Source organism: Drancourtella massiliensis, assembly GCF_016900655.1.
Classification (GTDB): domain Bacteria; phylum Bacillota; class Clostridia; order Lachnospirales; family Lachnospiraceae; genus Sellimonas; species Sellimonas catena.
The window spans coordinates 48,176-74,574 of sequence record NZ_JACJKH010000003.1 but is presented as its reverse complement, the minus strand read 5'-3'; the positions used below and the strand labels follow the sequence as shown (position 1 = coordinate 74,574).

Here is a 26,399-nt window from a genome sequence, read left to right as displayed (position 1 = left end):
ATTAGTAGTTCTTTTTATGCACTTCAAAGTAGGACTGGCTGTAGCTGCATACCGGGCATACATCCGGAGCTTTTGTTCCTACATGGATGTGTCCACACACGCGGCATTCCCATACAGTTTCTTCGATTTTCTCAAATACCTGTCCTTTTTCAAGATTCTCCAGAAGCTGTCTGTAACGTTCCTCATGACGTTTTTCGATCGCGCCTACTCTCCGGAACCGTTCTGCAAGATCATGAAAACCTTCTTCCTCGGCATCTTTCGCCATGCGCTCATACATATCGGTCCACTCATAATTTTCTCCTGCTGCTGCCGCCAGGAGGTTTTCTTTACTTGTCCCGATGTGTCCTAATTCCTGATACCACAGGCGGGCATGTTCCTGTTCGTTGCGGGCTGTCTGGAGGAATAATTCCGCTATCTGCTCATATCCTTCTCTCTGTGCAACCTGCGCAAAAAAGGTGTATTTATTTCTTGCCTGGCTTTCCCCTGAGAATGCTTCCTGAAGATTCTTTTCTGTCTTTGTTCCGGCATACGGAGAAGTTCCTGCCGCCGGTATTTCCTCTATCTTTTCAAAAGAGGATGCCGGCTGTTTGCAGATCGGACATACAAAGTCTTCCGGCAGAGTCTCTCCTTCATAAATATAACCACAGATCTTACATTTCCATTTTGTCATTGTGTTTTCCTCGTTTCTTTCTTCCGTCTCTTGTTCGTTTCCATGTTTCGTTAAATCTTCTGCTCTGCTGATGTAGGAAGTATGAAGCATCTTCTCAGCCAGCCTGCTTAGCGGTGTACCGTAAAATTCTTCATAAAGTTTTTTGATTTCCGGATTCTCGTGACTGAACCGCAGCGTCATCTGCTCATCCCGGCTGTAGAGCCCCGCTATCCTTGCTTTTCTCGTCTGATCGGCATCCACCTCCAGATTGCGCGGCTGTCCGCCTCCGCCGATACAGCCTCCCGGGCAGGCCATCACCTCGATAAAGTGATAATCTTTCTTCCCCTCTTTCAGGCGTTCGATCATCTTCCTTGCATTTTGTGTGCCGTGCACAACGGCAACATTCAACTGTGTTCCGGCAATATCAAGACTCGCTTCCCTGATGCCCTCATATCCTCTCACCGGCTCTAACTGATAGAACTCCTTTGGCGCATTTTCCCCGGTAAGACTATAATATGCAGTCCTAAGCGCGGCCTCCATCACCCCTCCGGTATTTCCGAAAATCACACCGGCGCCGGATGCTTCTCCCATCAGAGAATCGTATTTGCTTTCCTCCAGTTTTGCAAAATCGATCCCCTCTTCCTTTGCCCATCGTGCCAGCTCACGGGTCGTCACAACATGATCCATGTCCCGCATGGCCGGCTCTCCAAGCTGTTTTCCGGCCGCATTCATTTCCGGTCTGCGGATTTCAAACTTCTTGGCTGTACACGGCGTCAAGGCTACATTCACAATCTCTTTTGGATCAATTCCCATCTTCTGAGCAAAGTACGTTTTGATTGTCGGTCCCTGCATCCCGATCGGGCTTTTTGCCGTAGAAAGATTCGGCAGCAGTTCCGGATAATAGGTTTCCGCAAACTTGACCCAGGCCGGGCAGCAACTTGTAAACTGTGGCAACGGCGCCGTCTTTTTTGTGATCCTTTCCAGCAGTTCGGCCGCTTCTTCCATGATGGTAAGATCCGCCGCAAAATTCGTATCCAGCACATAGTCTGCTCCAAGCGCCCGCAAAAGAGCAACCATTTTTCCCTGGACAAAATCGCCCGGCTTCATACCGAACTCTTCTCCCAGTGCGACTCTGACCGACGGTGAGGTACTGACAATAACCACTTTGTCCGGATCTGCAATAGCCGCTCTCACCGCCTGATATTCATATACCTCCGTGATACTTGCGGTCGGGCAGACATTGGCGCACTGGCCACAGTGGATACAGATCGCCGTATCCCCGGTTTCTTCCAGTGTGTACGTACCGTGTACCCCAATTACATTCGTACACACGTCCCTGCACATCCCGCATCTGATACATGCCTCTTCGTCCCTGCAGATGCCTGGATTGTCGCTCTCAATCGGAACCCGCACGGACAAAGGTAAATGTTTTGACATGACTCTTCTCCTTCTTCCTTTGTATTTTCTTCTGCAGCATCCTGCAAAAGAATGCTTTTGAAAACCCGGAATAAAAGGTAACAAAAAACGGATAAAACATCTGCTTTATCCGTTGCACAATACATATCGGGGGAAATCCGGTACATTTGATAATACTGCAACTGGCTGTCATTCTCATATTACTATGGATTAGACCCTATAGTTTTGCGTCGCCATCTTTCGAAGGTTTTGCCCATAATTATTCTTTTGTTTTCTGTTACTATCAAATCACACTCTATCCCTTTTGTCAAGTGATATTAATCGTGATGGTCAGAAGCACTACTCACCAGGACGGCTTCTTTCCCGCTCTCTGAGCACTTCTCTCTGAATTGTCTGTTCTGCTCTTCTGCCCTCGTAATCTGATCCTTCCCTTTCAACTGTTCCTTGTTTTCCTTCTCTTTTCTTTGTTGTTTTCTCCTCTCTTCTTCACAGTTTTCATGATAACTCCGCTCCGCATCCCAGTGTTTCCGGATCACTTCGGCCATCTGGATAATCCATTCCGGGTCTTCACCCCAATGGGCTTCTGATGGTGCGCTGCCGGAAATCTCTTCTTGTTCCATATGCCCGTATGCCAGAAGCATTGCCTTCCACACACTCATCAACTCATAATAAAACGGCATTTTCAAAATCATTTTTTCCATATTCCGCATCATTTCCATCAGATCATTGGTCATTCCATAAATGCTGCATCCACGGTTGATGCATGCAATTTGTGATGCTATACTCCCCGCATGATCGGTCCATTTGATTATATCGTCTGCCTTTTCCAGAATTTCCTGTTTCCTTTTCTGCGCCAGTACATATTTTTCATCCATGCTGATCCGGGTATCCGGCAGAAAATATATATGCTGATTTTTCCCGTCCTTATCCTGCGGTTTATACCGATAACTCTCCCTGCCATTATGGTCATAGCGGAACATCGCCTTTTCAAGCAAAGTGATCTTTTCTTCTTCTGATATTTCTCCAAAATATCTTTGGTCAATCCCGAAAAACTCTGAAAGCTGCTCTTTCCTTTGTTCCGGTATTTCTTTTTTCCCGTTCTCCCACGCGCTTAATGCCTGTCTTGTAACGCCAATACACTCTGCCAGATCATTTAGTGACAGATTGCACCGAACCCTGATATATTTTAATCCATTCATTCTGAATCCCTCCAAAGATTTCTTAAATGAATCAGTGCACCGTTCATGTAGCTAAATCATATCTTTGGTTGACAGGCATTGTCAATCCGCAACCATCAATCTTTTTCTCAATGTTCCGGTGTGCTTTTCATCGGCACAACCGTGTACAGATCTTTTCCCATCTTTTTCTCAAAATATTCCTTCAGCGCCATATTTCTGTCCCATTTATCCTGCGGATAATAACCGTAACGGCTTTTCACATCATTCATCCGCTCTTCCAGAGATACAATCCCGTCGGCCACAGCAATGGAATCGCAAAGCTGAATCAGATAGTCGTATTCATCGTATTCCATTGCATCCAGCAGGCTTTTCAGCTCTTCCTGCTTTTCTTCTGATATGTCGAACTTTCCAATATAATCTTCCATCTTTTTCCGGTTGAACGAATGGGAAAGCGCCGTCCTTGCGGCTTTCTCATAGCCACACTCCATCAAAAACGTATATCCGTCATAGACATGCGCCAGATAACTGACCCCGAACCGCCGTCCAATGTCATGAAGCAGACCGCAAATATAGGCCGTTTCCTCATCCAGCCCTTCGCACTCGGCCGCAATTTTTCCTGCGGCCTCTGCCACATATTCGCTGTGTCGGATCCATGGTCCCGGGTTCATCCTGCCGCCCTCTTCCAGCAGGGATCGCGCCTCATCCGTGGATGGAATTCCGTCTTCCTCTCTCGATCGTCTTCCTGTCTGTATAAAATGGATCAGTTCCTCCACATCGTCAAACTCATCATAATCACCGTTGATGCCTTCCCGGTGATAGATAATCCCATTTTGTTCATTCCGCTCCAGACAGTCCAGCAGCGCATTCTCGCCATAACGTCTGGCAAACAGCGTGAACGCATAGGGCTTGATCTTCGTCAAAATTCCTTTCCGGCAGTCAATTTTGCATTCATAGCAATGGCCGATTCCCTTTTCCATTGTGCATTTTCGATTCTCACACCAGTCCTTGTCCGGACAGGTATCCGCATTACATCCGGCACAATTCTGATTTTCTGAGCAAATACAGCAGGCAAGCCCGCATCTTGCAATTCCAAGTTCTCTTCGCATAATAAGTCTCCGTTTCAGTTTCTGCTTTTCTACAATTTCTCAATCCATTATACACCAAAAGGCCATTTACCGGATCAATGATCTCCGTCTGTAAATGGCCTTTTTTATTTAGTTTAAATTACTGCCTGTCCGGTGCATTATTAATTAACTGTGTTTTTTCTTCCACGCTGCAAGTGCTGCTGCCAACGCTCCCATTCCTGCTGTCGCATACAAAGCCGGTTCTGCCGAATCGCCGGTTTTTACAGTTATTCTTTCTTCTGTATCTGTTTTTTCTTCTTTTTGAACTTTTTCTGTTTGCTGTACGTTTTCACCGTTCTGCTCCGTAGAAGTCTTCATAAACTGATCATAGCTTTCCTGTGCGTCAGCAAGATCAACAACCGCCTCTGCATATGCAAGTTTGGCCTGATCGTATGTCTTTTTCGCTTCCGCAAGTACCACTTTCTTTTCTTCATATACTGCTTCGATCTCCTCAACCTGTTTTTCGGCCAGTTTAATCTCATCTACATAGGCATTCAGATAGGAGAAGTTTGCACCCTCGATTGGTGTTTTCATCGCTTCTGTCAAAGACAGTTTATCTGCTTCCGCTTTCTTTGCTTCTGCCTGTTCCAGAGCCGCTTTCGCATCAGCAACAGCCTGTACTGCTTTTGCCTCGTCTTCCACAGCTTTTTCATAGTTTTCTTTCGCTTTTGCCTCTTCAGAAAGAGCTGTGTTGTATGCCGCTTTCGCCTCACGGAGCGGTGTAATTGCATCTACTGCATCCTGATATATTTTCTGAGCTTCCTCAACTTTTCCTTCGCTCTCTTTGCGTGCTTCTTCTGCCACAGCAACAGCTGCTTCTGCTTCAGGTTTGTTTTCTCTTAATGATGTCAGCTGTGATTCAGCATCTTTCTGCGCTTCGGTATTCGTCTGAATATCTGTCTCAGCGTCTGTCTTATCCTGCTGTGCTGTTTGCAGATCTACTTTACAATCTTCTACTGCCTGTCTTTTTTCAGCAAGATCTGCGGCCACAACAGCTTCTATTTCGTCTCTCGCCTTTTCTGCCTGTGTAAGATCCGCCTCTTTCGCTGCTGTCACACTCTGCGCAGACTTCAGATCTGTCTCTTTTGATTCAGCTTCTGTCTTTGCCGTACTCAGTTTTTCATTAGCTGTCCTAAGGACCGCTGATACTGTCTGATAATTCCGTTGCGCTGTCTGTAAGTGCGCTGCTGCTGTCTCAGCATTTGTCTCACCAATTTCTTTGCCTGCAAGTGCTCTGTATGCCTGACGTTTCTGCTTAAGATTTGTCTCCTGCTCTTCTTTCTTCTGCGCTGCCTGCTCCTGAGAGGCTTTTGCAGTCTGGTATGCCTGCTGCTTGTCAGAAAGTGTCCGCTGTGCTGCGTTTACTTCTGCCTTTGCGCTCTGCACCGCCTGTGATACTGATGTTACTTTTGCTGATGCTGATGTCACAGCTGCAACTTTCTGAGCTGTTGTCTGTTCTGCAGCCTTAACTTCATTTTGAGCTGATGTTACTTTCCGGGCTGCCTGAGTATTTGCCTGTTGTTTCTGCCGAAGGACTGTAGCTGCCTCGGCCGCCTTTTTCTGTGCAGCCTCATATGTAGTCTGCGCAGATGCAAGTGCATTCTTCGCCTCTTCCAGCTTCTTTGCTGCCTCCTCAGCAATCTGCGGAGCATTCATCAGACCGTCATAGTATTTCATGAAACGGTTGGTATAGTCTTCGAGGGTCATGGCGTTACCAATATTGGAACTACCTGATAAAGCAAATACCTGTCCATGCGTCACGCCAAAACCACTATACTGATTTACTGCAAATCCTGTAGCAACATACTCCGAATCAATAATATTCAAATAATGTCCAACCTCCGAAAAATCAGTGACTCCAGAATCATACAGCTTTTTTTCTTCTGTATACCATCCATCAAATGGATTTCCATAGCCCCATGCAAGGTTTTCACCAACTCCAAACTGACGTGTATGATCAAGAATATATGCCGACGCATTTGTATTAGATTGAGAAATAGCCATCAATCTGTCACTTACCATAAGTTCAGAAAGACCATGCGATTTTCTGAGTTCATTACATTCTTTAATCCACTCCAATGCCGTTTTCATGTTCTCTAAAGATGTGGCATCTCTTACATTTCCCTGTTCTGTACCATCTTTATAATAGGCATTATTCAATGCATCCAACGCTTCTGTTGCCCCCATTTCCTCAAAGAATCCAAACGATCCTTTCGAAATCTGGGCTTCTGCATTGTCACTTGCTTTTTTTGCCTCATCATAAGCTTTCTGGGCTGCGTCAACTGCGGCCTGTTTTTCTTCCACCTGTTTTCTTGCTGCTTCCGCCTGGGAATCTGCGCTGTTTTTGGCTGTTTGTGCAGACGCAACTGAACTTTCCGCAGCTGTCTTAGCTTCTTGCGCTTCCTGAAGCGCTTCTTTGCTGGCCGCTTCCGCCTGTTCTGCCGCTGCTTTTTCCTGTTTTGCCTTCTCAAGAGCTGCTTCTGCGTTTGCTTTCTCCTGTGTTTTCTGATTCAGTACAGCATCTTTCTGATCTTTTACAGTCTGTGCCGCATTCAGTTCACTCTGTGCTGAATTTAATACAGACTGTGCCTGCTGCTCTGTCTGTACTGCTGCCGCAAGGCTTTCCTGTGCTGCTGCTACAGCGCCTTCTGCCTGTGCGATCTCAATCTCTTTCTGTGCCTGATCCACATCTGTCTGCGCACTCTCTGCGGCACTTTGTGCCTGTGCCAGAACCGCATTTGCCGTATCCAAAGCTGCCTGCTTTTCTGCCTGCACAGCCTGTGCTTCACTTAACGCATCCTTCGCCTGTTCCACCTTTTCCAATGCAACCTTGTATTCTGGAGAACCTTCTGCGGCTTCTGCTTCTGCCTGCTCATAAACTGCTGTTGCCTGTTCCAGAGCTGCCTGGGCTTCTACAATATCCTGCTCTGCCTGGGCTTTTGCTTCCTGAGCCTTTACAATGTTAGCTTTCGCTGTCTCAATCGCAGCTTCTGAACTGCTGATCTGTCCATTAATCTGCTCCAGGTTTTCCTGTGCTTCCTGTACGGCTCCCTCTTTTTCCGTTAAATCTGCCTGTGATGCTTCCAGAGCCTCCTGCTTTTGCTGGACCTCTTCTTCCGTTACAGTAACTTTTTCCTGTACCTCTTCCAGATACTCCTGCGCTTCTTTACTAAGCTCCTGACTATCTGTATACGCCTGGCTCTTTTCCTGCGTATTGACTGCGGCCTGCATCTGTTCTACCTGCTTCTGGTCAAAAGTATCCTGAGCTTCGACCTCTGCCTTCTCTGCTTCTGCTACTGCTTCCTGAAATGCCTGCTCTGCTTCCTTTTTCGCTTCCTCTGCCTTGGCAACCGCTTCTGCCGCTGCCTGTGCCGCTTCACTTTCTTCTTTCTTCGCTGCTTCGTAGGCTTCCGATGCCTGCTTTTCTTCAGAAGCAGTTTTTTCTTCCTGTTCTTTAGCCATATTCAGATTTTCTTTTGCTTCATCCAGACTGACCGGAGCTGCCTTTTTCTTTTCTGCAGTCCCTTTTACCTGCTTATCCTCCTGTCCGTCAATCTGTCCTGCATCTGCTGCTGTAGCTACATCCTGTGCCATCACAGATGAAGAAAGAAGTACTGCGGCCGTCACCGCTGTTGTCAATTTCACAGATTTTTTTCCCATTTCTCATTCCTCCGTAATATTTACATTATTTACCGCAATAAAACTGTATTCTCAACCTCTTTTGGTAATGAATAATTCCTCCTTCCCTGCTATATTCATTTCTCCCCTTAAAATCCCATATATGTATTTTACACCTGCCGCTTTCGTTTTTCCAGCGTTGCATCTCATCTTTTCATTATTTTACATGCCCTTAACTTACTGAAAAAGGCACCCTTTCGGATGCCTACATCTGTCTCTTCTTCGGTTCCACCGCCTCATCCCGGACATTATGTCCCTGATTCTGATTTTCCGGCTTCACCTTCTGCGTGATACTGTTGAACTGATTCAGATTTTTCTGTCTTTCCTGTTGTTCTTTCTGCTTTTTACTCATACAACCACCTCGGAGATAGTATGTGCAGGTTTGGGAAATCGATGCTTTTCATTCAAATCTTTATAATATTTTAATACCAGTTCCACCAATTCTGTCCCGTTAATGCCTCGAATTATTATAAACCATATCCTTGTAACTATCTACTCAGTTTTATCAATGATTTCTTTTTTCTTTACTATGCTTTGAATATTTTTAATACTTGCCAAATATTCCTCTTCAACTGGCGACAGATTCTGTACCTGGTATTTCCTATACTCTTTTGTTGCCTTCTCGATTGCCTGCTTCTTTAATAATATATCTTTCTCTCCAATCATATCAGAATCATCTGCAGCTCTACTGTTTCCCTCTCTCAATAATGCCACATTTCTACTTTATCTGAGCAATATATAAGCTACTACCCTTCAGGCCAATATGCTCCGTATAAGGATCCATGCAGCAAAAAACTGCAACAATATCAATTTCTTTTAAGTTTCTCTTTGAACCTTTATAAGCCCGCAGCATCCGATTTCCGACATTTTTCTGAATCCCAGTGATTCATAAAACGCAAGTGTAGATGGCATTTCATCCGTCGTTAATTCAATCTGCCGGACTTTATCAAAACGTTCCAGGACACTTTGCACCAGCAGTGTCCCGATTCCTTTTCTCTGGTATTCTGGATTTACTAAAATATCCTGTATAAAGATAATTGTATAGCCATCACCGACTACACGCACAATTCCTACTATCTGACCGCCTTCATATGCTGCCAGACATAACAATGAGTTTTCAAACCCATTTTTTAATGTATCCGGCCGATCCGTATATGCAGTCCATCCAACACTGGAATATAATGCCAGAATTTCCTCTTCGTCATAGATTGAATACTCTTTAATTTCTATCATAGCTTTCTCCTGTTTATTACTGTTTCCGTCCCAAAACCACAATGTTTTCTATATGCTCCGTATGTGGAAATAAATCCACCGGCTGAATCATCCGGACTCCCCATCCTTTTTTCTTCAGGATCTCCAAATCCCGCTTCTGGGTTTCCGGATTGCAGGAAATGTAGACGAGCTTTTCCGGGCTCATACGGCTGACAGCATCCAGAAATTCCGGTGTGCTGCCCGCCCGCGGCGGATCCATAAATACGACATCTACCTTTTCACCTCTTGCCGCCATCTTCTGAATAGCCTTGGTTGCATCTTCGTTCAGAAAACGGGCATTCTGAATTCCGTTGTCTTTTGCATTCTGAATAGCGCATCTGACGGCACTTCCGTTTTTCTCGACTCCCAGGACATGCTTTGCGTGAGGAGCCGCCGCAAGTCCGATGGTCCCGACTCCGCAGTAGGCGTCCAGAACAGTCCGGGTACCGTCAAGCCCGGCCGCCTCTATAGCTGTCCGGTACAGGATTTCCGTCTGAACCGGATTGATCTGGTAAAAGCTGGATGCAGCAATCCGGAAACGGATTCCGCACAATTCATCGACAATATACCCTTTTCCATACAGAATCTTCTCGGAAAATCCAAGAACTGCACTGGTGGATCTTGCATTGATATTCTGGACAATGGTCGTGACGTTCGGGCAGAGTTCCCGTACCTTTTTGACAAAGGCCTTTGCACCCGGAAGAATCGGGGAAGCTGTAATAAGTACCACCAGCACTTCATCTGTCAGAAGGCTGTGGCGGACGAGTACATGGCGGATCAGTCCGGTCTTTCTGTCCTCATCGTACGGCTTGTATTTACAGAGTCTTGCCGCTTTCCGTACTGCGCGCACGGCCCCATCCAGTGCCGGATGATGCAGAAGGCATGTCTTGACCGGAATCACATAGTGGCTTCCGCGGGCATAAATTCCGCTGATCAACTGTCGCCCCGGCCCCTCCGCGAAGGTAGAAATCGCTTTATTCCGATAATGCCATGGATTCTCCATCCCGATCACCGGGCGCACCTTGCCGAAATTCCCCATCAGCTTTTTCATCGCTTTCTGTTTTTTCCGCAGCTGCTCCTCATAGGGCAGCGAAAGAAGCGGGCAGCCTCCGCACCCTTTCTGCTGCAGACTGCATGTGTATTCCTGTCTTTCCATGTCTTACCTCTCATCATTTTATCTATTTCTGTTTCCCATTCTATCATAAAACCGCCTGTAAAACAGCAAAAAGCTGAGGCTGGTTGATCTATCTGCAGAAATTTTCTGCAAAACAATCCGCCGCCTCAGCTTTTTCTTTTTTAATCATTTACCGTTGATATTCGCGCTTGCCATTTATATAGAGGGTCTCCACTTTGACCTGGTCAATCTCCTCCGTCGGAACTGCAAACAGATTCCGGTCTAACACCGCAAAGTGAGCCTTATATCCTTCTTTTAACTGCCCGATTTTCTGGAATCCTGCTGCCTTTGCGGATTCTCTTGTATACAGTTTCACTGCCGTCTCGATATCCACCCTCTGGTCCTGCCCGCAGTCGGTATCGTCATAGGCCCGCCGTGTCACCGCTGCTTTCAGGCACGGGAACGGGTCGGACGGTACTGCCCAGGATGTGGCCGGAGCATCCGTGGAAAAACAGAGCCGCACTCCCTGATCCAGCATGGTCCGGACCGGATAACACGTTTTCATCCACGCTTCTCCCAGATTGGTGAGATAGCTTTCGATCTCCGCGTACATAAAAATCGGCTGTGTCACAAAGAACATTCCTTTTTCCGCCGCCTTTCGGATACTGTCTGCCGCCGGGTCTGTGATGTGCTCCACCCGTACATACGGAGTGTCGTCTTCCATCCAGTTCTCTTCCCGGTATGCCCGGTCTACAACACGGCTGATGGCGCTTCCTCCCATCGCATGCATGGAAAGCTGGCAATGATGCTTCTTACAGAAAGCAACGGCCGATTCCATCAATGAATCCGAACAGGTAGAAATTCCATATTCATCCGTTGTCCCAAGATACGGCTTATCCATCCAGGCCGTTCTTCCTGAGACGCTTCCATCTCCAATCAGCTTAAGTCCCGCCGCAAAAATCTGGCTGCTTTTATCCCGATGTGTTTCCGGAATGATAAAATCCGGATCGTCCGCAAAATAATCCCACATATAGTAAATTGCCGTCTCCTGGCAGTATCCTCGCCTGGCTGCTTCCTGATACAGCGGAAAATTGTCGCCATTATCCAGATTTCCCATATCACAGACCGCCACAATTCCCTGAGATTTCAGGAGATTTCCAAGATCCACCAGATTCTGCACCTTATCATCGTGGCTCTCTTTCGGTATGAACGGAAGCACCAGATTTCTTGCATTTTCTTTTAAAACACCGGTCGGCTCGCCGGATGCATCCCTCTCGATCTCGCCGCCCTCCGGATCCGGCGTATCCCTTGTAATGCCGGCAATCTCCAGAGCTTTGCTGTTCACGCAGCGGATATGTCCGCATGTTCTTGTGATGGAAACCGGAGAATCGCTGCATCCCTGATCCAGATCATAACGGTTCAACGAACGTTTCTCCTCAAACTTGCCTTCATCGTACCCCCATCCTTCAATCCATTCACCCGGCTGCTGCGTCTCCCGCACCTGACGGATCTTCTCCTTTAATTCCTCAATCGAATGGACTTCCGGCGGAAGGGCGGAAATCTTCTTGCTGAAATCTGCCAGCATCACCGGATGCATATGCGCGTCCACAAAACCAGGAACGACACAAGCCCCTTTCAGATCCACATGCTCATAATCCCCGTCCGGAATATTCTCCTTCTTTCCAATCCATTGGATCATTCCGTTCGAGACAAGTATGGCATCTGCATAAAGGTTTGTGTCGTCCGATGTAAAAATAATTCCGTTTTCAAATAAACAGTCTTTCAAATCTGCCGCCTCCTTACTCTGATTTATTCAGTATAATCCTTCCCTGCTCCCCTTGCAAGAAGGAAGGAGGCGGTTTCCCCTTTTATTCATAATCAGATTTTCATTTGCCGGTTATCATCAGGCTTTATGCCGCGGAGTTTCCTCTTCTCCTCCCGCCTTTACAGGCCGCCTCATATTCCCGAAGCTTCTGCTCCGCCTCCGGACTTAAGGACGTCGGAACCTGGATCTGTACCGTCACATACTGATCACCGTGTACGGACGGCTGGTTCATGGAAGCAACACCTTTTCCTTTCAGCCGGATCCTGGAACCGGACTGGGTTCCCTTCCTGATTTTGCAGAGCACACGCCCTGTCAGGGTCTCCACCATAACTTCTCCGCCGAAAACCGCTGTGGTAAACGGCACCTGAACCGTTGTATAAATATCGGATCCCTTCCGTTCAAATCCCGGACGTGTTCCTACATGAACCTTCATAAACAGATCTCCCGGCTGGCCGCCGCCCGTTCCCGGCGCTCCCTTGCCGCGAAGCCGGATGCTCTTGCCGTCCTCCATTCCTTCCGGAATGTGTACCTGCAGCGTCTGAATGGAACCGTCCTCTTTCTGAAGCCGGATCATCTTATCGCATCCAAATGCGGCTTCATCAAAGCTGACCGAAATCTCTGTATGGATATCCTGTCCTCTGCTCTGATAGGAACGGCCTCCAAATCCCTGGCTGTGGAAGCCACTGAAGCCGCTATTACTTCTGCTGCCGCTTCCGCCGAACATACCTCCAAAGATATCTCCGAAAAGATCATCCATATTTCCGCCTTCGAAATGGAACTCCCGGTAGCCGCCGTTCTGACCGCCGAAACCTCCAAAACCACTGAAGCCCTGCCCGGCTCCCTGCGCGTTCTGATCAAATGCTGCATGGCCGAACTGGTCGTACATCTTCTTCTTCTTCGGATCTCCCAGTACATCATAAGCCTCATTTACCTCTTTAAACATCTGCTCTGCCCGGGCATCTCCCTGGTTCGTATCCGGATGATATTTCTTTGCAAGTTTCCTGTATGCTTTTTTAATTGTTGATGCATCTGCATTTCTGCTGACACCAAGTACATCATAGTAATCTCTCTTTGCTGCCATAATCTCACCCTCTCCGCTTTGAAAACAATCCTTTTATCTATCTTCTTTGAAAATACCCCGGATTCATCCGGGGCATCTTGTCGTCTGTTCTATTTATAATATAACAACTATGTTTTTCAAAGTCAAGAGGCAGGATGCGATTTTCGCATCAAATTTCCTGCTTCATCTTTCTCTGCTCATATTGCTCTTTCGTCAGTAAATATTTCACCGCTTCTTTTTCCTGCCCGAAAACGAGTTCCTTTCTCCTGATATCTGTTGGAAGAAAGCCCGCTTTCCGAAACAACTTTACGGCTTCGAAACGATCCTCCGGGAACCAGTCAGACAGTATCTCCGCCTCGTTTTCTTCAAAAGCTACTTTTTGCAGACTTAACAGTGCTGGATATGCATAACCTTTACCCCTGTATTGGGAAGCAATTACAATTCCAATTTCGTATTCCCTGCTATTTTCATCATGCTGAAAATATACTTCGCCCACCGGTATTTTCATCTCTGCATCATAAATATATGCAATATATCTATTGTGAGACTTCGTCCATTTTTTATACCACTCCTGCATCTGCTCATCTGTTTTGCAGATTGTTCCAGACACTTTATCATAGCCCTCCATTTCCATATCATATCCTGCATTATATGACATCGTTTCCGGATCCATCATCCATTTTTGTCTATAATAAAGCTCCTCCACTTCCGGCGTTTTTAAATAAATAGATTTCACCCTACCCCTCCTCACACTTCATTTTAGCATGATGAGCATTTTCTTTAGAATGACTCTGACCGACCGTTTCCTTATAACCGATTTTGGTCTCCCCATTCACACATCCCATCCAAAATCGGGATCAACGATTTGCCCCGCTCTGTCAGGCTGTACTCCACCTTCGGCGGGATCTGCGGGTACTCCTCCCTGTGGACAAGCTGATCCGCTTCCAGTTCCTTCAGCGTGGAGCTGAGTGTCTTATAGGAGATTCCTCCAATATATTTTTTCATTTCATTAAACCGAACCACACCGAATTCCATCAATGTATAAAGGATGGTCATCTTATATTTTCCGTTAATCAACGATAATGTATAGCTGAAACCTGTCGTACTGAGACATTCATTTGAAATACATCGTGTTCCCATTTCACACTCTCCTTTGGGTAAGTACCCTACTGTACTGTAAGTATCGCACTTTTATGTGCGTACTTGTTTTCTTATCAACACTTGTTATGATTATAGTATCAGGAATGTGGAAAGTCAATTCTTATTCCGAATTAAACCAGCCAGATTTTATGAAAACAGGAGGAAAAAAGATGAGTAAAAAAATTGTTATAATTACAGGGAGCCCACGGAAGACCGGAAACAGTTTTGCCATGACGGATGCGTTTATCAAAGCTGCAGAAGCAAAAGGACACACTGTCACGAGATTCGATGCAGCCATGATGAATGTGGGCGGATGCCATGCCTGCGAGACGTGCTTCAAGTCAGGAAAGGCATGTTCCTTTGATGATGATTTCAATAAGATTGCTCCGGCTGTTCTGGAAGCGGACGCTGTTGTGTTCACCATGCCGGTATACTGGTATTCCATTCCGGCACAGATCAAGGGAGTCATCGACAAGCTTTATTCATTCTGTGTTGCCGGAAAAGATATTGCCGGAAAAGAGTGCGCGCTGATTGCCTGCTGTGAGGAGGATGATCTCTCAGTCCTGGACGGCGTCCGGATTCCGATTGAACGTTCCGCTGCCCTGCTCAAATGGCAGATGGTCGGGGAAGTGCTTGCACCTGGCGTCTTAAATACCGGAGACATTGAAAAGACAGATGGATGTCAGCAGGCGGCTGCACTGGCAGATAAGATCTGATCAATATCAATCATGATGAAGGAGAAAATGAAATGAGTAAAAAAATTGTAATCTTAAACGGAAGCCCTCGCAAAAAGGGCAACACATCAGCTCTTGTAAAATCATTTACAGAAGGCGCCGAAGCCTCCGGCAACACGGTCACCGAATTCTTTCTTGGGGGCATGAACATCCATGGATGCAGGGGATGTTTTGGCGGGCACAGCAGCAAGGACTGTCCTTGTGTTCAGCAGGACGATATGAATCAGATCTATCCGGCTGTCCGGGACTGTGATGTGATCGTACTGGCTTCGCCATTGTATTACTGGAACATGAGCGGCCAGCTTCGGACCGCTGTGGACCGTCTGTTTGCCCTGGAAGAAGGGGAGGGCAACCTTCTCAGAGGACACGGACGTGCATCCGCGCTTTTGATGGCCGCGGAAGGAAATGGATTTGAAGATGTCCTTCTCTACTATGACCATCTGCTGAAACATCTCAAATGGGAAAATCTCGGCCACGTCCTTGCCGGCGGAAATGGCGATATCGGTGATATCGACGGCAAACCGGAACTTGGGCAGGCTTACGAGCTTGGGAAATCTATTCGCTAGAGGCTTATATAAATTCGTGGTGATATTCCCATTTTGCATATCATGATATAAGTATTGGATATTTTACAGACTCCTCCGCTTTCTGTATAATAAATGCAGAAAACAATTCAGAAAACGGGGGATCGATTTTGAATGATATGACCTTAAATAATAACGTTCGGATGCCCATGATCGGCTTTGGCACCTGGGATATCCGCGGGGAAGCGGGAAAACAGAGCATCCTGACTGCGCTGGATCTTGGTTAACGGCTGATCGATACAGCCCAGATGTATGAAAATGAGTATATTGTCGGATGTGCAGTCAAAGAAAGTGGAATTCCCCGAGAAGAACTCTTTCTCACAACCAAAATATACCGTCCCAATACGACCTGCCAAAAAGCAAAATCGGGGATTGAACAGTCTCTGAATGAGCTGCAGACCGATTATATTGATCTTCTCTTGATCCACGAGCCCTATAAAAGCGCTCCGGAAATGTATGAAGCCTTCAAAGAAGCTTTGCGGGACGGAAAAACATTTTTGCGGAACCTGTTCTGAAGGAAATCGGCGCAAGGCACGGCAAGACATCCGGACAGATTGCCCTTCGTTATCTGATCCAGAATGGCATTGCCGTGATTCCGAAGTCCGTTCACCGGGAGCGAATGGCAGAAAATCTGGCTGTACTGGATTTTGCACTGACTCCGTCCGAGCTCTCTGCTATCAGCAGGCTGAACGGGAACTCTTCACTATTTGGATGGTACTGATTGACCGTCTGAAGGCCGGACACATCCTGCCCGGCCTTTTCATTTGATGCCCACAGCTCCGGCAGCAGTTTATGAAAGCCGGATACTGATCTCCCCGGAGGACAGCCGTTCTGTCTGTCCATTTTCATACTGCACAATCAAATGGCAGTCCTGGTCCACATCCAGCGCCGTTGCGTTTCTGTCGCCGGACGGGGACAGTATCGTGATCTCTTTCCCCACTACGAGACTTTTTGCACGGTACTTTTCCACATAATCAGTACGGTCTATCCTCTCATATTCTTTAAAAAAATAATTCAGAACTCCGGCGGCCAGCCGGTTCTTTCCATCATTTTGCTTCCCGTCAAAAACGGATCCTGCAGTTTCTCTGATATCTTCCGGGAATCCACTCTCCGGCGGGTAAACATTGATTCCGATTCCCAGAATCACCGATTCTACACTTCCATTTTCCATACTGACTGAAGCCTCTGTAAGAATTCCGCTGATCTTCCGTCCTTCCTGATAAATATCATTGACCCACTTGATCCAGGTCTCTTTTCCGGAAATCTCCTCTACCGCTTCGCATACAGCGACAGCAGCCATTGTCGTGATCTTCACCGCCTGATCCGGTGTCATTCCATCCGGCCTTAACAGGATACTCAGATAGAGACCGGTGTCTGCCGGAGAATAGAAACTCCGGCCCCTCCTCCCCCGTCCTTTTGTCTGGGTGTTGGCAAGGATTACAGTCCCTTCCGGCGCTCCTGCATTTGCCTTTTCCCTGAGAAGCGTATTGGTAGATTCTGCCTCCGGCAGAACGCATAAGTTCAATGTCCGGCAGACAGGATCCTGATATTTTTCAATTCCCTGTGTAGATAAAATATCCGTATCGGCCGCAAGACGGTAGCCCTTGTTTGAGACTGCGTCAATTTCGTAACCTTCTTTTCGAAGGCCGTTCACCGCTTTCCATACTGCCGCCCGTGAAACCGCAAGCCTGGCTGCAATCTCTTCGCCTGAAAAATAAACTCCCCTCTGCTCTTCAAACAGAGCAAGAATACTTTCTTTTGTCGTCAATTTTATCCACCTCCGCCAACTGCTATAAATTCTGTGGAATCCCCTCTGGTCCTTCCGTTGCCGCTGATCCTGTCCATTTTTCAAATATTTGAGATTCTGTGCCAGTATCATATCCAGCATCCTTGTATCCCAGCTTTTTCAGCAAGGCCATACTAGGTACATTTTCCGGCTCAGTAAGACTGACAAATTTCCACTTTGGATATTGCTCATGCAGCAGATTGATCAGGGCTGATAATGCTTCAAATGCGTATCCCTTTCGGTGATATTTGTAGGAAATAGTATATCCAAGGCTAATCACACCATCACCAGGCATAACCACGATTTCACCTATCATCTCATCGGTATCCTTGAATGCAACTGCTATCATGGCCGGACTGTCAACAGACAGGATATCATCTTTACGGCGTTCCACCAGGGCAGCAATCCCATCGTAGTCCTTTGTTTGTCCACGCTGATAGCGGGTGCAGATTTCATTATTGCGATAATCGTGCATAATTGCTGCATCTTTCGCCTTGACATTGCGTAGTTTCAGACGATCTGTTTCTATAAATATCATGCATGTTTCCTTTCTCATACTTAAAGCCTGTTTTCCATAATACTGCCACAGGAAGTAATGGTACACAATGTACATTACTCCTGCCAGATGCGGAAATCCACATGAAAATATACATCCTCTCCATACACCGGCACAAGTACATCGCTGCTTCCATACTGCGCCTGCCGAATTTCATATCCGCTGAAATCAAACGATGCCTGCACTTTAACCCCCGCCTCATTAATCATAAAATCACTGCATTGATCCCCATATTCTTTCACCCGGTTGTAAAGGCGCGAAGGCGGAGAAAGCAACAGGTGGTAGTCGTCCTGTGCACAAATATAGGAAAGAGATGCCAATGCCATCAGATCCCCATACACCGGGATTTCCATCTTCTCATCTTTATACTCGGAAGATAATGAAATTTCTGTCAAAACACCGTCTTTTTCCGTAAATTGAATCCTTGGAAGATCCGGATAATCCACCCCGGTATCAACGACATACCATTTCCCGTCCATTTGCTCCCAATCACCGTACTGATTCAGACGCTTCATGGAATCGTTATACGGAGGTAAAAACTCTGGATGATTCATCTGATGGTCAATCTGATAAAATTCCTGCAAATGGTTAAAATTCTCGGCATACTGTGCTGCCGTGATATTTCCTCTGTTCTGCGGCAGTGCACCTGCCTGCCACACAAAATAATTCAGGACATCAAGTACACTCAGTACCAGAACTGCCGCTATCACTTTCCACCTCATATGCCGTTCATCCAACGTGAGAATATTGTCTTCTTCCCACTCAAGAATCTCTCCTTTTTTACAATCCCTGTAAGAAGAGTATTCTCGAATGAGTCCGTAAACCGGGATATAGAATCCCAGTCCTCTTTTCAGTACAATTCCTGTTCTATCATAAGCCTCCCTCCATGTAAGCCGTGCACCGCTTTCTGCGGACACCCGAAAGCCAAACAGAAATTTCCCGGGTGTCGTACCAAACCTTGAAAGCATAACCGGTTCTACCAGAAGAAGCAAAACGGACTGCATTATGGTTCCTATTACCACGAATGCCAATCCTGTTTGTCTGATATTCATATGAAAGCCAAGCGCCAGAATCAGATTCCAGAAAATCAGATAGATTGTTTCATCGATCAGTCTGGCAAAATATCGTTTCCAAGGCGCTCTCACTTTTGGAAGTGAATCTGCTTCCAGCTCCGCCGGAATTTCTGAAGGAGCCTTTTCCAGCAGATTGAAATAATGCTCCGCGTCAAAACTTTCATAAGCTGCCTGATCCCTGCACAGCTGTTCACAGATCACTCTTGACTGTTCCAGATCTTTCTGTTCTTTTTCCAGTGTCCTCAAATGTACAAGAAGAACATCTGTCAGCTCGCTTTCTTTCTCACTTAAAGACCGGATCTCTTCCAGGCTGAGGTGAATCGTCCGAAGCAGCCTGATCCGTTTTAATGTGTCCACATCATGTTCTGTATAATTTCGATAACCATTCGGATCCCTCTGCGGCGTGATGAGTCCTTCTTTTTCATAGAACCGGATATTCGCCCGGGTCATTTTGGACAGTTCTTCCACTTCTTTGATCGTCATCGTCATGGCCCTCCCTTGTTATGATAACTAAATTATAAGGGGTAAAGGGACTTTACAGTCAAGTAAGATTTAAGATTTTTAAACCGCAAATAACAAGACAGGTTTTGCTAACGGCAGGTGAAATGCAGACAATGCCTACCGCCAATTTCCCCTTGAACATTAAAAACCGATATGCTATATTGTAAATAGAAAAAGGAACAACCGTCCACAAAGTGGTTGACCTCGTGAAGTAAATAGCAACATAGAAATTACCACCTTTTCACTCAGCCAAAGTTTCGGGGTGGTTTTTCTATGCTTAAAACATTATCTGATAAACGTAAAAACGAATGTCAGTAATGCCAGAATGAACACAATGCACATTTTTAATCAGGAAACTATTTTCCGGACGCCTTGATTTTCCGGCATAATTTCACGACAGTTTCGACTGTGTTTTCGTTGAGCAACCGAATTGTATCGCCTTCACAGCCGTTATAATACACCGGGAACTTAAAGCTGATCTGCTTTATGATGCGCCCGCTGTCATCCCTTTCGGGATACAACTCGATTGCCTTGATGAACGTTCTCATGAATTCCTTCTTTTCAAGATCCGTCATCTTTCTATATATCTTATCAAATTCCAGGAGGAATTGATAGACCTGTTTTCCGGTGATCTGCTCACCGCAGGATGCGGAAATCTTCGCTTCCACATCCGCCAGCATCTCCTCCAGCCCGGAGATCCGGTCATACAGGTTATCCAGGCGTTCCTGCATATCCTGATACTTCCGCTCATAATGCCGGTCATTCACGTCCAGCTTATCCAGCATAAGCACCAGCTTCTTTTTGGCGCCCATGACCTGCACAAGCTCCCCCTTCACCAGTTCCCGTTCCTCTTCCAGAGCAGAAACATCCACCTTCTCATGCAGCTTGTCCTGGATGAAATCCCGGAACTTTTCCATCGCCACCATATCACGGATAATCTGAACCACTTCCCCATTCAGCTCATCCTGGTTCAGGGAAGGTTTAAAATCGCAGAAATGATCTTCATCAATCTTCTTCCTATGCTGGCACCTGTAATAAAAATCGTCCTTATACTCTCCGGTCTTCTTATTTTTTCTCCTTCTCACCGTCCCGGCCATACCGGAACCGCAGACCGGACATTTCAGAATCCCGGATAAAATATGCTCATGGTCAAGGCTGTGGGTTTTATTCCATTTCACGCCTGTCACCCTGCGCTTGGATCTGGCCGCCTCCCAGGTTTCCTGGTCAATGACCGCCTCATGGAGTCCCTCTGCCAGAAGATAATCATCCTTCTTTACCCGCCGGTACTGATCCCTTGTCCCTTTCACCTTTTCTGTTGCATTCTTGCCGTAAGCAATCTTGCCTGCATAGACCGGATTATCCAAAATTTTCAATATTGTGCTCCTGGTAAAATAATTCACCTCCTGCTCCCGGAGCTTCTTTTTGGAATACCCATGCTGATTCAGATACTTGCTGATGAAATCCGCTCCCATGTCCGTATGAACAAATTTTTCAAAAATCAGCCGCACAATCTCCGCCTCTTCCGGGTTCACGATCAGCGTGCTGTTTTTGGAATCCAAAAAATACCCGAAAGGCGCCTGACCGCCGTTCCATTTTCCTTCCCTGGCTTTCTGCCTGCGTCCTTCCATCGTCTGAACCAGGATATTTTCCCGCTCAATCTCAGCGACCGCGGACAGCACGGTAATGGTCAGTTTTCCGGAGTCTTTGGAAGAATCAATCCCATCTTCCACACAGATCAGGTTCACGCCGTAATCCTGGATATACTGCAGGGAATTCAGCACATCCGCGGCGTTCCTGCCAAACCTGGACAATTTGAATACCAGAATATAACTCACCCCGTCCCGGTCATCCGCCACATCCTGGAGCATCTTCTGAAACTGGGGTCTTCCGATAATGCTCTTCCCAGACTTTCCGGCATCACAGTATTCCCTGATGATCTCCATCCCCTGAAACTCCGCGAATTTCACCAGCCGATCCTTCTGCGCGTCCAGGCTGTAGCCGTCTACCTGCATGGCGGTAGATACCCTGATATAAAGATAGCATTTTTCTTTCTTCTTCACGCTTCCGCCTCCTCATATTCTTCCGTCTCCGGCACCATCCGAAAATACTTCAGGGCGTCCAGAATCGCAAGTTCCTTCTCCTTCGGGCATTTCGGGACACGCGCTTTCGGATTCTCCGGCTTATTATAATTCTCTCCCATCTCTACACCGTATTTTCGCTTGATCTGAGCGATATACAGGGAAGATACTTTCAGTCCAGCCTTTTCCATAACATACATCTTGATCTCCGCATAGGTTGCTTTCGCTTCCGGTACGGTCACCGGCAGTTTCCGGCAGTCCAGCTGAAAGGATACCATTTCATCCGGAAGTTTCGGATCCCCGGGTGCCGTTTCCCCGTCATAGAAAACCGGGAACCGGAAAGCGATGGATTTCAGGATCCTTCCATCTTCCTGTTCTTCCGGGAAAACCTCAATCCGCTCAATAAACTGCCGGCACAGCTCCCGCCGCTCCGCACAGGTCATCTTCCTGTAAAGACAGTCAAAATGATCCAGGATCCGGCTGATCTGTCCGGAAGAATGGATCCCTTCACGAACCGCGGCCAGTTTCTTCCTCACCTTCCCGATTTCTGCCTCCAGCTGCTCGATCCGGTCATAGGCGGCGTCAATCTTCTCCTGGACAGCGTCATAGGCCTTGTCATACCCATCCGACAGGACATCCAGATGGTCAAGTTCCCCGCCCAGTTTGTATTTCAGATGCTCCTGGCTGTGCAGCCTCCTGCGCAGGTCTTTCAGCTGTCCCTCCAAAGCCTCTTCAGATGAGGAATCTCCAACAGCCTCCGCAAAAGCTTTCTGGAATTCTTCTGTCCGCGTCAATTGCCCAAGAATCTCCATTACGGCGCCATCCAGATTCTTCTGATTATAGGTATGATGAAAACCGCATCGCCGCCCTTCGGATTTCCGGTAATACCGGCAGGCGTAATAATGGATTGACTTGTAATGTCCGCCTCTGTTCCGATTGACCCGTTTGCTCTTTTTCATCACCAGCCCTGCCCCGCACATGGGACATTTTACCAGGCCGGACAGCATGCTGATCCGATCCGGTTCATCCTTTTCATAGCGGACAGCTCCCTGTCGCCTCTTAGCCTGCGCCCTTTCCCACATTTCTTCCGGGATGATTGCCTCATGCTTTCCCCGGACTGTGATTTCTTCCCTTTGATCCTTCTCCTCCTTCCCTCTGTTCGCCCTGCGGAAATATACGATCTTCCCGCAGTAAAAGGGATTATCCAGTACACGGGCAGCAAAGTCCCTGTTAAAAGGGCAGGAGATTCCCCGGGAAATCCTCCGATAGCCGTGGTCATTCAGCCACCGCACCACTGTGGTCAGCCGCATTTCCGGCTCCAGATATTTTTCATAGATCAGCCGGACAATCTCCGCATCCCCCGGTTCCACTGTCAGTCTGCCGCCCTCATTCCGTATCCGAAAGGCGCTGGTCCGCCTGCCCAGCCTCCTTCCAGCATCTTCTGCATCCGTCCGGCCATAAACTGCACCCGGATATTTTCCCGTTCAATCTCCGCCACAGCGGACAGGATAGCAAGGGTCAGCCTTCCTCCCTGGGTAGAACTGTCAATGCTGTCTTCCACGCACACCAGATCCACGCCATAGTCCAGAAGCGTCTGGATGGATTTCAGCACATCCGCAGCATTCCGCCCGAAGCGGGACAGTTTAAATACCAGCACATAAGAGACCTGATCCTTTTCACTGGCGATGTCCTCCATCATTTCCATAAAGGCAGGCCTTCCGGCAATGCTCTTCCCGGACTTTCCGGCGTCACAGTATTCGCCCGCGATTTCAAGCCCCTTATACTCCGCGTACTGGCGCAGGCGTTCCTGCTGGGCCTCCAGGCTGTATCCCTCTGTCTGAGCAGCCGTGGAAACCCGGGTGTAAATGTAGCATTTCTTTTTCACATCCTCACCTCTTTCGGTTGCTCACCGTCACACGGTTTCTCCTTGTATGATTAATATATCGGAGTCCTGTATCCCCGCCAACTCGCAGAACGCATAAAGTTTCCTGCGAAGAACTATGCGGAACGCACAGAAAAAGCGACAGCCCGGAGGACTGCCTGTAAGGACGTGATTTCAGGATGTTTTTTCTGCAGAGCTCTGCGTCTTTTCTTCGTCCAGTTCTTTCAATATTTCAGCGCCGTACTTCTGGATCATCCGCGCCATAAACTCGGCGCAGCGCTCCATGTTCAGATCTGCCTGCTTTTGCGTATACGTGCCTGTGCTGACCAGTTCCCGTCTTTCCATGAGTTTCCCGCCTCCCTTGCCGCAGGGAGCATCCCTGCTTTGTTTCCTCATGTCACAGGCAAAGAAAAAACAGTTATATTTACCCTCCCGCCAAAAATCACAAAAAGAAACCCGTCGGCACATTTTTCCAACGGGTTCTAAAGATTTTATTTATTGTCGAACAGACTGATCTGCCAATATTCACTTTTTTCCGGAAAATCTTTCAGATAACTAAAAATTTGATCTGTCTGATACATTATTCCTGCCTTACGGCAGGTTTCTCTGAAGATATGCAGAAGGTGTTTGCTATTCGGGCTGTTTATTACATAATCATATCCATATTTATTCCGGTATTTTTCTGACAATCCCGGAAATACTTGATCCAGGGCATGATAGAAGTATTCCCGGTTTCCCTCCCGCAGGGTAACACCCATTCCAAAATTTACAATACCTTTCACGCCCGCAGCCACGCAATATTCCAGAATTCCTTTTAAATTTTCCTCCGTATCATTAATATAACTTCTCGGAATTTTCAGCCCTGATTTTATAAGGCTTTCCGACCCCTATCTCAAAAAAATCACCCACTTTTTTCAAAAAACGCTTGACAAATCGCTCAAAATTTGCGGCGAAGCCGATTGATTATATTTTATTTCAATCGACTGGAGGCGATTTCTTTGTTACCTACTAATCCTGGCGGACATGCCGCCTATCAGGATACTTTCGTATCCGATTTCCTTAAATTTTATCCTGATCCCTTCGCACTTCCGAAAAGCACATGGGATTATATCGTGCAGTTCTGGTATCTGGATCTTTCTCAGACGGATTCCATTATGCAGAAGTGTTACTCTGTTTTGGGTCCGGAACCACGGCTCCCTTCCTGCATGCTGCGCTCCTATCTGCTGGCTTTAAAGCTGAAAGTCACTTCCATCACTCGCTGGTGCCGTATGCTCAGGGAAACTCCTCTTTATGCCATCCTCAGCGGTTTCTCCTTCGGAGATACCCCGGGTGTCGGCACTTTTTATGATTTCTTTTCCCGTATCTGGCAAAATGACAATAACAACCTTTCTCCCAGGGACCGCTTCCCTAAGATGAAGCCACCCAAAGGGAAAAAGAAGGGCGATAAGACTCCCTGCGATTCTTCCAGTACCGCATCCAAACTTCTTCCTTTGCTGGAACGCTGGAAATTCAAACCGGAAAATCCGTTTTCCCTTATTTTCCAACTCTATCATCAGCAGTTCCTGGATCGTTCTGTTCAGAAAGGATTGATCGATCCAGACCATCTGGCTCTTGCCGGTGACGGCACCCCTGTCCGGACTGCTGCACAGCAGCGTAAAAAGCGGATCTGCGATTGTAAGGAAAAAGGCTGTTCTTCCTGCAGCTGCAAACGCCATTATTCCCAGCCGGACTCCAACTGGGGATGGGACTCACACCGGGAACGCTACTTCTTCGGCTATCACCTCTACATGTATGTGGCATCCGATTCCCACAGTGACCTCCCCGTATTCCCGCTTTTGGAACGTGCTTCCCGGCATGACATGCTGTCGTTCCTGCATTCCTTTTTTACGATGAAAGCATATCTTCCGGAATTCCGCATTGAGAAACTTCTTCTGGATTCCGCTCACGATGCTTATGCTGTCTATGAATACTGCAGACGGGAAAACATCACTCCGTTTATCGATCTTAATCCCGGTCATACCGGGCACTTTACGTATAAGGACGATTTCACGATTGATAAGGACGGCGTCCCGATCTGTAAGATGGGCTTACGTATGCATAAAGATGGATATGAGGCTGCCAAGCATCGGGCGAAATACCGATGTCCAAAAGCAAACCGAAAACGTGGCTGCTTTTGTGAACAGCCCTGTTCGCCGGCGAAATACGGAAGGACCGTACACATCTTTACCGATGACAATCCAAGGTTATTTAACATACCGCCAAGGGACAGCAAAGCGTGGGAAAAGGAATATGACGGAAGAACTTCCGTGGAACGCTCCAATAAGCGGGAGAAAGAGGACTATAAATTAGAAGACGGCAGGCACCGCTCTACAAAGATGTGGTACTGCCGCCTCTACGGCATCTTGATGCCTGGGAAATGCCATCAGTCGAGGCATTTCAAGAATCATTTTTAGGTTTGACCGCCTAACAATGATATCTTAAAAGACTCCATAAAATTTTTCAAGGCATAGTATCCGCTATGTCCAATGTTTATATCCATTTCTCGTAAATTTCTTTTCCTGCACGATATTCAGTTGTCAAGTTTCGGTTGGAATCTCATCCATTGAAATTCCGAGAAGTTATTTCGTACTTGAGACTCCCATTGATTCAGTCCTTCGCTGCATGCAGCTACTATGACCTCTGCTGACTTCTGTGCGCTCAACACTATCTCACGATAATGCTTACTCCTTTCAAAGCATTCCGCACAGACCTCCCTGGGTACCACACGTCT

General features: G+C 47.0%; 24 protein-coding genes and 1 riboswitch. Of the genes, 5 read left to right on the top strand and 19 right to left on the bottom strand.

The features are described from left to right. Position 1: 1 nt before the first annotated feature. The 12 genes from rbr to H6A32_RS02300 form a co-directional block, all read right to left on the bottom strand. Positions 2-2,086: a rubrerythrin gene (gene rbr, locus H6A32_RS02360; protein ID WP_191427305.1), complete on the bottom strand. Its 2,085-nt coding sequence runs from the start codon at positions 2,084-2,086 to the stop codon at positions 2-4. 153 nt (positions 2,087-2,239) lie between these two features. Then, a riboswitch (cyclic di-GMP riboswitch) is annotated at positions 2,240-2,329 on the bottom strand. Positions 2,330-2,382: 53 nt separating this feature from the next. Continuing rightward, positions 2,383-3,264 (bottom strand): helix-turn-helix domain-containing protein, encoded by an 882-nt coding sequence (locus tag H6A32_RS02355; RefSeq protein WP_204863660.1) that lies wholly within the window; start codon positions 3,262-3,264, stop codon positions 2,383-2,385. Between the two features lie 107 nt (positions 3,265-3,371). Then, positions 3,372-4,349, bottom strand: coding sequence for an HD domain-containing protein (locus H6A32_RS16795; RefSeq protein ID WP_343215468.1), 978 nt, complete (start codon positions 4,347-4,349; stop codon positions 3,372-3,374). Positions 4,350-4,493: 144 nt separating this feature from the next. Then, positions 4,494-8,027 (bottom strand): CAP domain-containing protein, encoded by a 3,534-nt coding sequence (locus tag H6A32_RS02340; protein WP_204863659.1) that lies wholly within the window; start codon positions 8,025-8,027, stop codon positions 4,494-4,496. Positions 8,028-8,250: 223 nt separating this feature from the next. Next, positions 8,251-8,397, bottom strand: a complete 147-nt coding sequence (locus H6A32_RS02335) for a hypothetical protein (RefSeq protein ID WP_171027983.1) — start codon at positions 8,395-8,397, stop codon at positions 8,251-8,253. A gap of 140 nt (positions 8,398-8,537) precedes the next feature. After that, positions 8,538-8,759 (bottom strand): DNA-binding protein, encoded by a 222-nt coding sequence (locus H6A32_RS02330; RefSeq protein ID WP_138373811.1) that lies wholly within the window; start codon positions 8,757-8,759, stop codon positions 8,538-8,540. 102 nt (positions 8,760-8,861) lie between these two features. Then, a complete protein-coding gene (locus tag H6A32_RS02325) occupies positions 8,862-9,278 on the bottom strand; it encodes a GNAT family N-acetyltransferase (protein WP_204863658.1) in 417 nt (138 codons plus the stop codon). A gap of 16 nt (positions 9,279-9,294) precedes the next feature. Next, a complete protein-coding gene (gene rlmD / locus H6A32_RS02320; protein WP_118637603.1) occupies positions 9,295-10,452 on the bottom strand; it encodes a 23S rRNA (uracil(1939)-C(5))-methyltransferase RlmD in 1,158 nt (385 codons plus the stop codon). A gap of 148 nt (positions 10,453-10,600) precedes the next feature. Beyond that, entirely contained in the window at positions 10,601-12,196 is a 1,596-nt protein-coding gene (locus H6A32_RS02315) for an amidohydrolase (protein WP_243424836.1), read from the bottom strand. Positions 12,197-12,320: 124 nt separating this feature from the next. Then, positions 12,321-13,316, bottom strand: a complete 996-nt coding sequence (locus H6A32_RS02310; RefSeq protein WP_204863657.1) for a DnaJ C-terminal domain-containing protein — start codon at positions 13,314-13,316, stop codon at positions 12,321-12,323. 148 nt (positions 13,317-13,464) lie between these two features. Continuing rightward, positions 13,465-14,031: a GNAT family N-acetyltransferase gene (locus H6A32_RS02305; RefSeq protein WP_204863656.1), complete on the bottom strand. Its 567-nt coding sequence runs from the start codon at positions 14,029-14,031 to the stop codon at positions 13,465-13,467. A gap of 71 nt (positions 14,032-14,102) precedes the next feature. Continuing rightward, positions 14,103-14,435, bottom strand: coding sequence for a winged helix-turn-helix transcriptional regulator (locus H6A32_RS02300; RefSeq protein WP_204863655.1), 333 nt, complete (start codon positions 14,433-14,435; stop codon positions 14,103-14,105). A gap of 170 nt (positions 14,436-14,605) precedes the next feature. On the opposite strand from H6A32_RS02300, the gene H6A32_RS02295 reads away from it, so the two are divergent. From H6A32_RS02295 to H6A32_RS16990, 4 genes are all read left to right on the top strand, one after another. After that, positions 14,606-15,151 carry a flavodoxin family protein gene (locus H6A32_RS02295; RefSeq protein WP_204863654.1) on the top strand — a complete coding sequence of 182 codons (546 nt, stop codon included), beginning with the start codon at positions 14,606-14,608 and terminating at the stop codon, positions 15,149-15,151. A gap of 32 nt (positions 15,152-15,183) precedes the next feature. Further along, positions 15,184-15,735: a flavodoxin family protein gene (locus H6A32_RS02290; protein ID WP_204863653.1), complete on the top strand. Its 552-nt coding sequence runs from the start codon at positions 15,184-15,186 to the stop codon at positions 15,733-15,735. 266 nt (positions 15,736-16,001) lie between these two features. Further along, a complete protein-coding gene (locus H6A32_RS16995) occupies positions 16,002-16,268 on the top strand; it encodes an aldo/keto reductase (protein ID WP_243424835.1) in 267 nt (88 codons plus the stop codon). Continuing rightward, entirely contained in the window at positions 16,247-16,474 is a 228-nt protein-coding gene (locus H6A32_RS16990) for an aldo/keto reductase (protein WP_430749566.1), read from the top strand. The genes H6A32_RS16995 and H6A32_RS16990 overlap by 22 nt, the downstream gene beginning before the upstream one ends. A 69-nt stretch (positions 16,475-16,543) precedes the next feature. Here the strand turns inward: H6A32_RS16990 and H6A32_RS02275 are convergent, their stop codons facing one another. From H6A32_RS02275 to H6A32_RS02245, 7 genes are all read right to left on the bottom strand, one after another. Beyond that, a complete protein-coding gene (locus tag H6A32_RS02275; protein ID WP_118637593.1) occupies positions 16,544-17,521 on the bottom strand; it encodes a biotin--[acetyl-CoA-carboxylase] ligase in 978 nt (325 codons plus the stop codon). A 22-nt stretch (positions 17,522-17,543) separates the two neighbouring features. Next, entirely contained in the window at positions 17,544-18,095 is a 552-nt protein-coding gene (locus tag H6A32_RS02270; RefSeq protein ID WP_243424834.1) for a GNAT family N-acetyltransferase, read from the bottom strand. Positions 18,096-18,151: 56 nt separating this feature from the next. Continuing rightward, positions 18,152-19,651, bottom strand: coding sequence for a MerR family transcriptional regulator (locus H6A32_RS02265; RefSeq protein WP_204863652.1), 1,500 nt, complete (start codon positions 19,649-19,651; stop codon positions 18,152-18,154). Positions 19,652-20,025: 374 nt separating this feature from the next. Next, positions 20,026-21,729, bottom strand: a complete 1,704-nt coding sequence (locus tag H6A32_RS02260) for a recombinase family protein (RefSeq protein ID WP_346342225.1) — start codon at positions 21,727-21,729, stop codon at positions 20,026-20,028. Further along, a complete protein-coding gene (locus H6A32_RS02255) occupies positions 21,726-23,117 on the bottom strand; it encodes a recombinase family protein (RefSeq protein WP_204863651.1) in 1,392 nt (463 codons plus the stop codon). Before H6A32_RS02255 ends, H6A32_RS02260 begins: the two co-directional genes overlap by 4 nt. A gap of 2 nt (positions 23,118-23,119) precedes the next feature. After that, the gene (locus H6A32_RS02250; RefSeq protein WP_204863650.1) at positions 23,120-23,632 is read right to left on the bottom strand and encodes a recombinase family protein; all 513 of its coding nucleotides are present in this window, start codon (positions 23,630-23,632) and stop codon (positions 23,120-23,122) included. A 171-nt stretch (positions 23,633-23,803) separates the two neighbouring features. Then, complete coding sequence (locus H6A32_RS02245) at positions 23,804-23,974, bottom strand: hypothetical protein (protein ID WP_204863719.1); 171 nt, start codon at positions 23,972-23,974, stop codon at positions 23,804-23,806. Between the two features lie 653 nt (positions 23,975-24,627). Here H6A32_RS02245 and H6A32_RS02240 point away from each other — a divergent pair. Further along, complete coding sequence (locus H6A32_RS02240) at positions 24,628-26,082, top strand: hypothetical protein (RefSeq protein ID WP_204863649.1); 1,455 nt, start codon at positions 24,628-24,630, stop codon at positions 26,080-26,082. The last annotated feature ends 317 nt before the right edge of the window (positions 26,083-26,399 follow it).

Bases quoted from the DNA above. Each gene is read 5' to 3' on its own strand.
- H6A32_RS02300 (WP_204863655.1), bottom strand. From the start codon at position 14,435: ATGGGAACACGATGTATTTCAAATGAATGTCTCAGTACGACAGGTTTC.
- H6A32_RS02325 (WP_204863658.1), bottom strand. From the start codon at position 9,278: ATGATAGAAATTAAAGAGTATTCAATCTATGACGAAGAGGAAATTCTG.
- H6A32_RS02310 (WP_204863657.1), bottom strand. From the start codon at position 13,316: ATGGCAGCAAAGAGAGATTACTATGATGTACTTGGTGTCAGCAGAAAT.
- H6A32_RS02245 (WP_204863719.1), bottom strand. From the start codon at position 23,974: ATGGAAAGACGGGAACTGGTCAGCACAGGCACGTATACGCAAAAGCAG.
- H6A32_RS02295 (WP_204863654.1), top strand. From the start codon at position 14,606: ATGAGTAAAAAAATTGTTATAATTACAGGGAGCCCACGGAAGACCGGA.
- H6A32_RS02340 (WP_204863659.1), bottom strand. From the start codon at position 8,027: ATGGGAAAAAAATCTGTGAAATTGACAACAGCGGTGACGGCCGCAGTA.
- rlmD (WP_118637603.1), bottom strand. From the start codon at position 10,452: ATGGAAAGACAGGAATACACATGCAGTCTGCAGCAGAAAGGGTGCGGA.
- rbr (WP_191427305.1), bottom strand. From the start codon at position 2,086: ATGTCAAAACATTTACCTTTGTCCGTGCGGGTTCCGATTGAGAGCGAC.
- H6A32_RS02335 (WP_171027983.1), bottom strand. From the start codon at position 8,397: ATGAGTAAAAAGCAGAAAGAACAACAGGAAAGACAGAAAAATCTGAAT.
- H6A32_RS16795 (WP_343215468.1), bottom strand. From the start codon at position 4,349: ATGCGAAGAGAACTTGGAATTGCAAGATGCGGGCTTGCCTGCTGTATT.
- H6A32_RS02265 (WP_204863652.1), bottom strand. From the start codon at position 19,651: ATGACGATCAAAGAAGTGGAAGAACTGTCCAAAATGACCCGGGCGAAT.
- H6A32_RS02290 (WP_204863653.1), top strand. From the start codon at position 15,184: ATGAGTAAAAAAATTGTAATCTTAAACGGAAGCCCTCGCAAAAAGGGC.
- H6A32_RS02355 (WP_204863660.1), bottom strand. From the start codon at position 3,264: ATGAATGGATTAAAATATATCAGGGTTCGGTGCAATCTGTCACTAAAT.
- H6A32_RS16995 (WP_243424835.1), top strand. From the start codon at position 16,002: ATGTATGAAAATGAGTATATTGTCGGATGTGCAGTCAAAGAAAGTGGA.
- H6A32_RS02270 (WP_243424834.1), bottom strand. From the start codon at position 18,095: ATGAGAAAGGAAACATGCATGATATTTATAGAAACAGATCGTCTGAAA.